Raw genomic sequence first — 12,716 nt, 5'->3', positions numbered from 1 at the left:
ATTCAGGAGAACTATCGTCAGAATAACTTGTACCATTACTGGTTTTCAGGGTATAGATACCAGCGTTGCCAAATAATTGATAAGCAGATCCCCCAGAGACTAATCCATCATTATTAAAATCTTTACCAAATTTATTTTCATAACCATTGGCATCAATTTCTGTCTGCTCGTCAGTTAACCAGCCACTGCCAGAAGTTATGACTCCAGAAGAATTTGTTGACCATATATAGTTATAACCTTCTTTAGATGATCCATCAGAGCCTTCAATTAAGACATCAAATCCATTACTTGTTTGTTTCGCAGCAGTGACATCCCATTCAGGAGAACTATCGTCAGAATAACTTGTACCATTACTGGTTTTCAGGGTATAGATACCAGCGTTGCCAATAAGTTTATAGCCATCAGAACTTAGAAAAGCTCCATTTCTTAGATTAGATGCTGTATAAGTAGTTGAGTTAAAAGTTAGATTTTCTATAGTTGTAAGAGAATTTGTTCCCTCTCGATTAGCTAAATTATCTGTAATTTTTATTGTTTGATTATCTGCACTTTTCCAAACTGTGTAATTGTATATATCTGCTGTGAATTTGACAGTATCATTTCCTGTGCCACCGATTAAAGTATCGTTTCCAGAGGCGCCATTTAAAGTATCATCTCCACTCCCACCATCTAAAGTATCGTTACCGCCGCCACCATTAAGTATATTATTATATTCATTGCCAACTAAAGCATCATCATTTGATCCGCCAGTGGCGTTTTCAATTATACAATTGCCAGTTGAATTGAAAGCGATTGTATAACCAATATTTTGTGTTCCAAGTCTAGAGATAAAACCGCCTCCTCCAACTGAATTTTCTAAGGTTGCGTTTCGAAGATCGATAGTAACTGAATCTGTTTGTCCAACTGCAGTGATAGTGTCCTCACCACCATTATCCCAGAGGCAATTCCATCCATTTAAAGAAGAACTATCTAGGGAGTATGTATTATTTCCTGTTGATGCATTATGATTTGCACCATAAAGAATTTGGGTAGCAGCAATATCAAAAGCACCAAGTGTCTCTAAGAAACCAGAATAAGCATAAGAACTAGGAACATATCCATTAGCCCCCACATCGTTATAAGTCATGACGGTATAGGGATGAGCATTTAATCCATTATCTCCAGTGTCTGAACTGCTTGAAACTCCAGGGAATAATGCAGTATTGTCATGAGGATGAGCAAGACCTAATGAATGTCCAAGCTCATGAATAGTCGTTATATAATAAAAACTTCCTGGTAAAAGAATCCTAGAGTTATTAATTTGACCGTTGTTTGAATAATATTCATGGTTTTGAGTTGTAAGACCAGCTGGCCATCCACCTGCACCGAGATTAGAACCTGTGATGGAGGGTGGCGTAGCTCTTCCCAAAATGCCAGATCGTCCATAATCATCAGAATCGAAAGATGCCCAAAGAATATGAGAGTCACTAGCTGTTTGGCTTTCTGTAAAAGTTAAATTAGCTACTGAAGAATATGCATTCATTGCAGATATATATGAAGCTCGCTCTTCGGTGAGCAAAGGACCTGCAGAATACTGCCCCATCGTTTGTTCGTTGTCATAAATGTAGAAATTTAGAGAAGTTGTAGTTGTTTCTGGATTTGCACTTCCCCATTTACATCCATTACCCCATTTAAGTCCTTGCATATATACGTTGTTGATATCAATGAAAGACCAAATATCTGATAAAGATAAATCTGCATTAGGAGCAAAATTCCCATAGTCCCTTTCTATAGAGATTATTTCTTCAGTTGAAAGACGATAACTTCCCGAATATCTGTCTCTAAAGGATCCTGCACTAAGGTAATATGTCCCAGTATTTGAAGCTGTGAAACTAATTTTTGACTCTAGTCCTAAGCCATCATCATCATCAAATGTTAAAAGAGTACCGTTGGAATTATAAAGTCTTAGATATGGATCATATAATGTGCCATCACTAGACCTACTTCCCGTCAAATTAAATTCATAACTAATTCCTGCATTAAGTGTTATTTCAACCCAATCTCTATCACCACTTGAACTTAAATTACCTGAAAAAGTATCTCCAACTGAAACAGAGTATATTGTTGAGGAATTATTAGCAGCATCAGAATTTTCCGTTACTATTCTACCCAACGAATTTGAGCCAATATAGGTCAACCCTTGGGAAACATGAATATCTCTGCCACCATAACTACAAAGAAGGCACAAAGTTCAGGTTTTTTAAATAGACTTTTTTATGGTATTCGAGACTATATTAAATATTCAATAAAGTACTGAATCTTAAACAATTTATTTGCGATCAGATTTTATTCCGCGGAGAGCATCAAATGCCTTATCGATAGTATCTGTAAGTGTAGTGATTAATCGTTTTTTTCTAACAATAAAGTTAACAGATACACTTTGGCCAGATTTTACTTCAAAATTTTTTTTATTCTTCCTTAAATATTGTTTATCTAAGCTTACTATTATAGGAAATCTTGATTGAGAGTTTTGTTTATCAGCAGGTAATACTTCTTCCCCTATCAATTTTAGTTGTCCTTTTATTGAACCAAATTGTGTAAAAGGGAAAGCATCAACTCTTATTTCGGCTTTCATATTAGGGGTAAGAAAACCTATATCCTTATTTGTAAGAAAAACTTTAGCCTCCAAATCGCCCTCAGGAACAATTTTTAAAAGTACTTCTCCCTCTGTTACGGCATATCCTTTACTAGATGGTATTAAGTTAAAAACAACGCCATCGACTGGTGATAATAATCTCGTCCTATCATTTAAAGCTTTTATTTCTTCAATTTTAGAATTAGCTTGATCTATCTTTAATTTGATATTTTGAATAGCAATTTTTTTTTCAAGATAATCTACTTTAGAGATTGCGCCCTCTCTTAAAAGAGTTTCATAGATATTTAAAACATTTTGACTAATTTTTAATGATTCATAAAGATTTTCAGCATTTAATTTCAATCCTTGAATCTGAGCTTGATAAATTGAAGAATCTAATTTGATTAAGATTTCTCCATTTTTAACCTTTTGTCCCTCATTAACATTGATAGTTTTTATTGTTCCCCCAATTGGGGATTTAATCGGACGTTCTGCACCTTTAGCTTGTAATTCTCCAATTGCAGTTACCACTTCATCTATACGAACAATAGAAGAATATATGAATCCAATACTAACGGTAGTAATAATCGACCAAAGAAGTCTCCTATTCCATATTTGAGAAGATTCGAATCTCGGTTCTTGGTTATTTAAATTGTTATTCATCCAAGATTCTAATTTGTTGAATTTAAATTCTTGTTTTATCATTTGATGCCCGACTTTTGCTGTTTAAATAATGTTGCATAACGACCATTTACTTTTAAAAGTTCTTCATGATTCCCCTGTTCAACTAATATGCCTTTATGTAAAACAAGAATTTTATCTGCGCGTACTAAGTTTGTTAGGCGATGAGTAATAAACAATACAGTTTTGTTTTTAAAAAGATTTGCCAATGCATTTGTCACTTGATATTCAGTATCAACATCAAGAGAGCTAGTGGCTTCATCTAGTATCAATATTTTGGGTCGTTTTAAAACCATTCTTGCAATAGCAATTCTTTGTCTCTGTCCTCCTGAAAGATTTGCTCCTCTTTCTCCTACTTTTGTAGAATAGCCCGAAGGTAAATCTTGAATAAAAGAATGAGCACAAGCAACTTTAGCTGCAGTTTGAATTTCTTCAAATGATGCTTCAGGACAACTCAAAGCAATATTCTCCAAAACAGATCCATCAAAAAGTAGAGAATCTTGAGGAACTACACCTATTTGAGATCGTAGTGAATATAGATCGACTTTTGATATGTCTGAATTATCAATTTCAATAGACCCACTTTTTGGATCGTATAATCTTGTTAACATTTTTAATAGAGTGCTTTTACCAGAGCCGCTACTGCCTACTATCCCAACAAATTCCCCTTGCTGAATTTCAAAATTTATATTTGAAAGTTGAGGAGGACCAGAATTATTAAATGTGAAATTCAAATTTTTGTATTTAACCTTGCCTTTTATGGATGGGATAGGAGGCAGATTTATTCCAGCTATCTCAATTTCTTCTTTTTGATCAACAACATCAGATAATCTCTCCAATGAAATTATCGTTTCTTGAAAGTTTTGCCAAAGACTCACAATTCGCAACATTGGCCCCGTGACATAACCTGATAAGATCCTAAATGCTATTAATTGTCCAAGTGTCATTTGACCATTTAATACAAGAATTGCACCTGCCCAAATAACTACTAGTGCAGAAACTTGCTGTAGAAAATTGCTCGCTGCACCAGCAAAGGAACTTGTTATTGTATTCCTAAATCCCGCCTGAACTTGGTTTTCATGATATTTTTCCCATCTCCAACTACTATATAATTCCATGCCCTGGCCTTTTATTGTTTCCATTCCTGCTAAAGTTTCAACTAGGTGACTATTTACTTGAGCACTAGCTATAGCTTTTTTACGAAGTTGCTCTTTAATAATTGGAGATACAAAATAGGATAGAAAAATGAATAAAGGAAGAACAGCTAGAGAGAAGAAAGTTAATTTTACAGAATAAACCAACATTACTCCTATATAGATTATCGAAAAAGTTGCATCTAAGAAAGCTGTAAGTGCAGTGCCAGTAAGGAAACCTCTTATTTTTTCTAACTCACTAATCCTGTTGCTTACTTCACCGACAGGTCTTGTTGAAAAATAATTTAGAGGTAATCGAAATAAATGATAAATAATTTTTGAGCCCAAAGAAATATCAATTCGATTAGTTGTATCTGCAAAAAGATAGGTTCTCAGTGAGGAAATTACAGCTTGAGCGATAGCCATAATTATTAGAAAACCTCCCAATATGTTTAGGCTAGTGAAATTCCCTTGATTGATAACTGCATCAATAATTTGTTGAATCAATAGAGGATTAAAAAGACCTAGTAATTGAGCAAAGAAACTTGCAACTACTACTTGAAAAAGGCTAAAGCGATGTTTATTAAGTGAGGGTAAGAACCATCTCAAACCAAAACGTGCCTTTGGTGTAAAAGATGTTCGTTCTATATATAAAACCTTTAGGCCTTGTTTTTCTATTCCATTAAATATGACCTCATTGTCCAACCATTTATTGCCTTCTAGAGGATCACCGATAAATGATTTTGATTTTGATTGTTTCCAAATTACTACAGGCCTATCTTCTATAAAAATTAAAGATGGGCAGGGCAACTTTTTTATTAATTCTTTTTCTTTTGGAGATAGAATTGAAGATTTGAGACCTATAAACTCAAAAATTGCCGCTAATTGGTGCGGACCAATTTTCTTATCTTTATTAAATTTAATTTGTTCTGAGATTACTTTCCTTATTAAGTCTTTTCTGAAAGGCAAATCAAAATAATGAGATAACATTCTAAAACAAGCTAAAGTTTCATCCAAAATACCTTTGCCACTTGTATGAGGATAATTATTATTTTTATTTAATCGTCCATACCAATCTTCAAGAGCCTCAGATTCAAGAACTTTATATTCCTTTGCTTTATTTGAATTCCTTTTATGAAGTTCTTCTTCATAAAAATTTTCACTAGATTTTTCTTTTAAAGATTTTATCTTTTTTTGTAAGTCTAAACTTATTGGAATTAATCTTGCAGGAATTGATCCCTCTACTATAAATTCCCTTGGCGATTTCAAAAAATAACCAGCAGGAGAATCCTTAATATTGCAACTACTAATTATCCATTGCCCCTTATCTTGATTTAAGTAGTTCAATCCAGGCGCTGCGTTAAAAATCCTTATTAAACTAGGAAATTCTTTTTTCGACCAATTTAATAAAGTCTTAGATTCAAATTTCTGAAAATCTATATTACTTCGAAGAGCGCTGTACCACTCAATTGAATCAACAAGTGAAAATGCATTTAAGAAATCTTTTTCTTTTAAAATTAATTTAATAAATTTGTTTGCAGGAAAAAGTAAGCCTTTTACATTGCTTGAGGCAGCTATGGAGTGTTTAAAAAAACCACTTAGTAATTGAATTGCGCCAACATATTCGCCTTCACTATATGTTTTTAAAGTAAACAATTCCCCATTTTTGCTTTTATCAAGTAAACGTAATTTGCCTTTAATAATAAATACTACTCCTGGAACATCTTGATCAAAGTCAGATATCTTTTCTCCAGGTTCAAGGCTTAAAGGTATTAAATCATCAGCAATAGAATTTAAAATTTCTATTCTCAAATCAAAATAATTTTTTATAAAAGTTGTATTATTCAAGAAATTAACTTTGTGGGATATCTTTTTTTAAAGAATATTTATTTATGAAATTGTCTATGGACTTGTTCAAATATTCGCTTCCTAATTCTAGGGATAATTTTTGAATGATTTCATTATTTAGCGGAGTGTTAATAAATTTTTCTTTTCTTAAAATAACCCACCAATTGTTGATCATTTTTGGCGAATTGACTTTGCCTGATTCAACTATTTGTAATAAATTTGCTAACAATGGGTGAGCGTTACCTATGGGTACTGGACCTACATGCCCATTTGTGTTTTTTTCTGGACCTTCTGAATATTTATAAGCAATTTCTTCAAATTTTTCTTCTTTCTCATTTATTCTTAAAAATAATTCATTTGCTAAATTTTTATTTTTAACTCGAATAATTGAATATTCAATCATATCTAAATATGATTTTCTTTGTAAATAATAGTTTGATATTTTATTTTCGAAATTGTTGATGCACCAAAATAACCATTGCCATTTTCTAATTATAAAAAATTCCCATCTCTCATCTGATAAACCATTAAATTTTTTCCAATCTTTTAAAGCTTCTTCAGACTCAATTTTATTCAATCTGCACCATTTTTCAACGATATTATTGAATTCATCTTTATTAGGTAGACGAATACATGAGATATTTTCATCAATAATTTCTTCTTCTTTTATTTTTCTAAGTAATCCCCAGGATGTAATTTGTTTAAGAGAAAGTTTTTCCATCGTTACAGGAAATTTTTTAGTTAATTTTTTTTTCTCTAGGATAGAATACTTTATAGTAAATGATTATTGAAATTTTAATCTTAATTTGAACATAGAGATTCATAATTTATAGCTGGAGTTATGCCATTTTTTAAGCAATACCAAATCTTAATGAAAAGCCGATTTTATAATTGAGCGAATGTGCAATTAAGCAAAGGTTAATGTTGCGAATAATCTGTCAAAGTAAATGAATATACATTATTCTTTACTATAAAAATATTTCTGCTTTGGAAAATAAAAAAAGATATATCAATTAATTTATACAATTTTTTATATGATTAAAAAATGAAGTGATTATTGTTAGTTAGTACTTGGAAAAATAATCAGTTACCCCTACTTTTTAAATTAAAAATATCTTGAAGTTGAAAGTTTATAAAAGTATTCAAAAATAATACGAACCTTATTAATTCTCAATTTTTCCTACTGAACGATATGGTTTATTTTAATATCGGTAATTATATTTTCTATCCCTTTAGAAAAAAAACCGGAATTTATAAAAAAAGAAAATCTAAATTTAAAATTACTAATTAAAAGAAAAATTTTTTTCTGAAAAAAGAGAATATTGATAACTTATTAGTAGGTAAAATTCTATAAATCTCTTTTTTTGATAATACTCTAAAAGTATCCTTTAACCCGTGCAAGTAAATCTGATATGTGCATTTACAATTTAAAAATAATTTTAAAAAATTTCGTATTCATTAATAGTTTGAGATAAATTTGGATTAAGAATTTGATTTGCTGCTATTATTTTATAGCTTTAATTTAATTTAGTAGGGGAAATGCAAGTAATTAAAAATTTAATAATAAATTCTCCTTTTGAAAAAATAATTAGATTTTTATTAGGTGGAAGAAATTCAGGCTCTGCATCTATAGATCCAATCATACCTTATTTAAAAGGTAGATTTAAAAATACTAAAGATTTAAAAGTTCTCGAAATTGGAGCAAGATATGGAGATTCAAGTTTAAAGATAATTTCTAATCTTAGTGTTTATAAATATGTGATAATTGATCCTTATGAAACATATCAAGATTACGAAAATGATGGTTTTGATAATGTTCTTAAATTAAAAGGTGCAGATCATGTTTTTAATGAAACCAGAAAAAAATTAGAGGGTAAAGTGCCTGTGCTTTTATTTCATAGAAAATATTCTAATGATAAAAAATTAATCGAAAATATTTCTAAAGAAATGTTTGATTTGATATTTATTGATGGCAATCATGAATATAAATATGTCCTTGATGATTTAATAAATTATTACCCTCTTCTAGAAGATGGAGGTGTATTGTGTGGTGACGATTATCATACTCGTTCTAAGAAAAACGATTGGCTAGGTACCATTCCTGCTAATGATAAAAGGCCAATGGTTTATGAGGCGGTGAAAGATTTTTCAGAAAAGAATAAATTAAATTATTTGTCATTTGGTAATCACAGAGGTTATGCAAAGACTTTTGTCTTTGAAAAAAATTGACAAAAGATATTTTTTTGATTTTAAATCGATTGACTAAATCTTCAAATAAATAAATTAGTTATTACTTTTAAGCTATTTCGATATTTTTATCTTGATGGCTTTATGAATTAAATTTGCTCAACCTCTTCGGCGAACTTCATTTCTTAGCATAATTAAATTTTACAATTTATTTGAGTTAATTTTAACTTTAAGTTCTATTGCTAAATTCTTTACTGAATAGAAAATCCTAGGTACGTTTGATTCTAAAAAAAATATAAATTTAAATCTTTTCAAATTTAAATTTTTTGGACGATAAATATTAAAACTAAATGTTTTGTCAAATTTTAACTTCCTAAAAATGTTTCTTAAGACCTGAAATCTTGAAGAGGATTTTATTGCATGAAATGTAATTGAAGACCTTGAATTGGATTGGCTTTGAGAGTCAAGTGATCCATGAATAGTTAATGCATTCCAAAGTAAAATGTCTCCTTTATTTAATTTTGGTGCATTGACTGTAAAGTTGTTAGCTTTGATTATCTCTACTACACTATTTATATATTTAGAATGATTTTTAGTAATAATATTGTCGAGATTCATAGAAGCATAATCATACAAATGGCTTTTAGGACAAACAAAGAATCTTCCTGCATCAGCTTGAATATCTTCTAAAGCTATCCATCCAGCTATCATTTTCCCAGTTTCTTCATCATCGAGATAATAACTATCTTGATGTTCCCAAGTGGCCGAATTCCCTTCGAAATACATTGACTGAACAATTAATGGTTTTTCACCAATAACAATTTTTATAAAATTAGCTAGCAAGAAATTTGAAGCAATTATTTTTTCAAAATTTAATCTTAAATTATAAAAATATTTAGAGTTAAGACTTTGAATATTTAAAATAGGATTCATAACCCATTTTTGAGCATTAAAAATATTTTTTTCTAATTTTCCATTTGTTTGTCTATAAATGTACCCCTTAAAAGGTTTTACTTCATTTTCCCAAGAGTTTCTCAATTTATCACAATCGGATTCGTTAATTATTTTTTTAATAATTACGAATCCGTTTTCAAGATAAAAATTTTTTGCTTCAACAGAATTTTCTGGAAGAACGAATTTTGGGGTTTCATCCTCTTGTTCATTTTCTGGTACATCACAAGGAAGACCATTTTTAGTAAATAAATGTAAAGTCAAATGCTTTTACGAATCAATGATTAATGAGATTTAAACCTGAAAATTAGGTTTTCGTCTTAATTTAAATTATCTTAACAATAAAAATAAAAATATTTTTTATGTTTGAGGAAATTTTATAAAGACTTTTAAAATTTCACCTGAAAGCTAATATTAGTAAAAAGAAACTATTAAGGAAAATTTAATTGACTTTTAATAATTATTTGACTCAAATCTCGAATGTTCTAGTTATAGGATGCGGAGGGGCAGGTTTAAGAGCAGCAATAGAGGCGAAGAAATCAGGACTTGATGTATGTATTCTGGGGAAAAGACCCAGGACAGATTCTCATACAGTTTTAGCTGCAGGCGGCATTAATGCATCTTTTGGTAATTTGGACTCAGAAGATACGTGGGAACAGCATTTTATAGATACTTATTTAGAGGGTTATGGTCTAGGAAATCCAAGAAAAATTGAAATTATGGCTAAAGAAGCACCTTTACTAGTAAAAGAAATAGATGATTGGGGCGCAAATTTAGAGAAATTAAAAAACGGAAAGTTTGATCAAAGATATTTTGGTGCTCATAAATATCGGAGAACATGCTATGCCGGAGATTTTACCGGATTATCAATATTAAAAGCACTCCTTAAGCAAGCACAAAAACTAAATATTCCAATTTATGATCAACAGTACGTCTCTGAATTACTCGTTAAAGATAACGTTTGCTTTGGAGCTCTATCATTTAATATTTTTTCTTCTGAGAGAACAGTGCATCAAGCAGATGCTGTAATTATTTGTACAGGAGGTCATACAAGATTGTGGAAAAAAAGCTCTTCAAGGAAAAATGAAAATACAGGTGATGGATATTATTTGGCTTTAATGGCAGGTTGTGGATTAATTGATATGGAGATGGTTCAGTTTCATCCTTCAGGTATGGTTCTTCCTCAAGATATCGAAGGCACTTTAGTTACTGAAGCCGTTAGAGGTGAAGGAGGTAAGTTGTTTAATAAAAATGGAGAAAGGTTCATGGTCAATTATGATAGCGAAAGGATGGAGTTATCAACTAGAGATAGGGTCGCAATAGCAAATTATACAGAGATAATTGAAGGTAGAGGTACTAAAAATGGAGCAGTTTTGCTAGATATTAGTCATAAAAGTAAAGAATTTATTATTAATAAATTACCAAGCATATATAGACAATTTTTGGAGACTCAAATGGTTGATATATCTAAATATCCAATGGAAGTTGCTCCTACCGCCCATTACTCTATGGGGGGGGTTTTAATAAATCCTGATGATTCATCTACAAGTGTTGAAGGACTTTTTGCCGCTGGCGAGGTTGCTGGTGGGCTTCATGGTGCTAATCGCTTAGGAGGAAATTCACTCGCAGAAATATTGGTTTTTGGTAAGAGAGCAGGAATTGCCAGCGCGAATTATTCCAAAAAGCTAAATCAGCAGCAAAGGTCGAGCAAGAGTATAAATTTAGCTCATGAAAATATAAATAAATTAATTAAAAGTGGTAATCAAATAATTAGATGTTTACAACATGAATTGAGGATAATAATGTGGGAAAATTGCGGTGTTATAAAAAATAAAGAGTTACTCATTGAGGGTAAAAAACGAATCGAGATTTTAAAATCAAAAATAAATGATATCGATGTAAGAATTGATGAAAATAATTGCCAGGATCTTGTTTTGGCTTGTGATTTAAAGTCTTCTATTTTAAGTGCTGAAGCTACTATTATTTCAGCTTTGGAAAGAAATGAAAGTCGAGGAGCTCATCAAAGAAGTGATTTCAAAAAAGAAAATTCTTCGTTTGACTTTAATTGTTTGGTAAAAATAGATAAAGAAACTCAAAACTTAGAAATCTATAAATCAAAACTAAAAAAATTAAACAAAGAGGTTGAAAACTTAGTAAGAAATGCTTCAAGAGACGATGATATAAGAAATAAACTACTTGAATAAAAATAAAAAAATAAATATTTTTTTTGATAAATTTTTAATTGAAATCAAATAATATTTTTTCTATGAGATAGAGTTTTTGAATATCATCTTTAAGGAAATTTTTTGATGAGGAAAAACTTGTAATTGGTAAAAATTCTTGCAATTGTTTGTTAAAACTTTTGAAATAGCAATATTTACAAATAGATTAACTGTAATATTATATGAATTATCTTTAAATAAAATATGTACTATGATAGAGATCTTTTGGCATGCGTTCCCTGTAATGACATTATTAGGATTGGTAGAAATAAGGATGGGGGTTATTTAATTCCTTCAAGAATAATTTTCAATTCTAAATCTTTAATATCTGGTGGTATATGTACTGATTGGTCATTTGAAACTCAGTTTATTAATTATGGTAAGATAAGAGAATTTTTTTTTGTTGATAAAGATACATCTCTTAGATCTCTATTTTTAAATAGTTTTAGGGTATTTAAAAGAAATTTACCAATAAAGATCAAGATAAAACAATTTTTTTATTGTATTTATAATTCGCCCAGAATCTTTTTTTTTAGAAGGAAATATGGTTCAAGATTTATTGATGCTTACATTACTTCTTCAAAAGAAGAGCTTTCATATCATAAAAGTATGACAACCATACCTTCTTTGATATCAAAATTGTCATTTAAAAATGAGTTGAGTTCTATTTTTATCAAATTAGATATAGAAGGATCAGAATGGAAAGTTATTGATGATATTATTTCCTTATGTCCTTTAATTTCTGGCTTAGCAATAGAAGTACATGATTTAGATATAAATGGAAAAAAATTAGATTACTTTATTAGTGAATTAGATGAAAGAGGTATTAAATTAGTTCACGTACATCCTAATAATGCCGTAGGTTTATGCAAAGGAAGTAACCTTCCAAGATTACTAGAGCTTTCTTTTATAAATAGTAATTTGTTAACTAAAGAGGAGTTAAATTTAAAAAAAAATGAGCCATTTAAATATAATTATAAATATGATCGACCTTGCGATCCAAAAGTCCCTGAGCTTTTTTAAATTTTACAAAAAAATAAATTCTATTTTTTAATTTGTGAATTTTTAAAAGTTATTTTTTAT

Annotated in this window: 8 protein-coding genes; 3 read left to right on the top strand and 5 right to left on the bottom strand. The window is 30.1% G+C overall.

Going from position 1 to position 12,716, the window contains the following annotated elements; all coding sequences use genetic code 11:
* The 4 genes from AMO19_RS01240 to AMO19_RS01225 form a co-directional block, all read right to left on the bottom strand.
* Window positions 1–2,224 (bottom strand): matrixin family metalloprotease (locus AMO19_RS01240; RefSeq protein ID WP_075507002.1); only part of this gene is annotated, 2,224 nt, incomplete at its 3' end.
* A gap of 81 nt (window positions 2,225–2,305) precedes the next feature.
* Entirely contained in the window at window positions 2,306–3,274 is a 969-nt protein-coding gene (locus tag AMO19_RS01235) for an HlyD family secretion protein (protein WP_179850467.1), read from the bottom strand.
* A gap of 38 nt (window positions 3,275–3,312) precedes the next feature.
* A complete protein-coding gene (locus AMO19_RS01230) occupies window positions 3,313–6,273 on the bottom strand; it encodes a peptidase domain-containing ABC transporter (RefSeq protein WP_257008926.1) in 2,961 nt (986 codons plus the stop codon).
* Window positions 6,274–6,277: 4 nt separating this feature from the next.
* The gene (locus AMO19_RS01225) at window positions 6,278–6,994 is read right to left on the bottom strand and encodes a peptidylprolyl isomerase (protein ID WP_075507000.1); all 717 of its coding nucleotides are present in this window, start codon (window positions 6,992–6,994) and stop codon (window positions 6,278–6,280) included.
* An 818-nt stretch (window positions 6,995–7,812) separates the two neighbouring features.
* On the opposite strand from AMO19_RS01225, the gene AMO19_RS01220 reads away from it, so the two are divergent.
* Window positions 7,813–8,502: a class I SAM-dependent methyltransferase gene (locus tag AMO19_RS01220; RefSeq protein WP_075506999.1), complete on the top strand. Its 690-nt coding sequence runs from the start codon at window positions 7,813–7,815 to the stop codon at window positions 8,500–8,502.
* Between the two features lie 159 nt (window positions 8,503–8,661).
* Here AMO19_RS01220 and AMO19_RS01215 read toward each other — a convergent pair whose 3' ends face one another.
* Window positions 8,662–9,675, bottom strand: a complete 1,014-nt coding sequence (locus AMO19_RS01215; RefSeq protein WP_075506998.1) for a phytanoyl-CoA dioxygenase family protein — start codon at window positions 9,673–9,675, stop codon at window positions 8,662–8,664.
* A 200-nt stretch (window positions 9,676–9,875) separates the two neighbouring features.
* Between AMO19_RS01215 and AMO19_RS01210 the strand changes: the two genes are divergently transcribed.
* Together AMO19_RS01210 and AMO19_RS01205 are read left to right on the top strand one after the other, a co-directional pair.
* The gene (locus AMO19_RS01210) at window positions 9,876–11,615 is read left to right on the top strand and encodes an FAD-dependent oxidoreductase (RefSeq protein WP_257008925.1); all 1,740 of its coding nucleotides are present in this window, start codon (window positions 9,876–9,878) and stop codon (window positions 11,613–11,615) included.
* Window positions 11,616–11,837: 222 nt separating this feature from the next.
* Window positions 11,838–12,656: a hypothetical protein gene (locus AMO19_RS01205; RefSeq protein WP_075506997.1), complete on the top strand. Its 819-nt coding sequence runs from the start codon at window positions 11,838–11,840 to the stop codon at window positions 12,654–12,656.
* The last annotated feature ends 60 nt before the right edge of the window (window positions 12,657–12,716 follow it).

The organism is Prochlorococcus marinus (genome assembly GCF_001180245.1).
GTDB classification, from domain to species: Bacteria; Cyanobacteriota; Cyanobacteriia; order PCC-6307; family Cyanobiaceae; genus Prochlorococcus_A; species Prochlorococcus_A marinus_F.
Note: the sequence above shows the minus strand (reverse complement) of the source record. Positions and strands in the feature narration are given on the sequence as shown.

Coding starts and splice junctions, on each gene's coding strand:
- AMO19_RS01205 (WP_075506997.1), top strand. CDS start 11,838: ATGTACTATGATAGAGATCTTTTGGCATGCGTTCCCTGTAATGACATT.
- AMO19_RS01235 (WP_179850467.1), bottom strand. CDS start 3,274: ATGAATAACAATTTAAATAACCAAGAACCGAGATTCGAATCTTCTCAA.
- AMO19_RS01225 (WP_075507000.1), bottom strand. CDS start 6,994: ATGGAAAAACTTTCTCTTAAACAAATTACATCCTGGGGATTACTTAGA.
- AMO19_RS01220 (WP_075506999.1), top strand. CDS start 7,813: ATGCAAGTAATTAAAAATTTAATAATAAATTCTCCTTTTGAAAAAATA.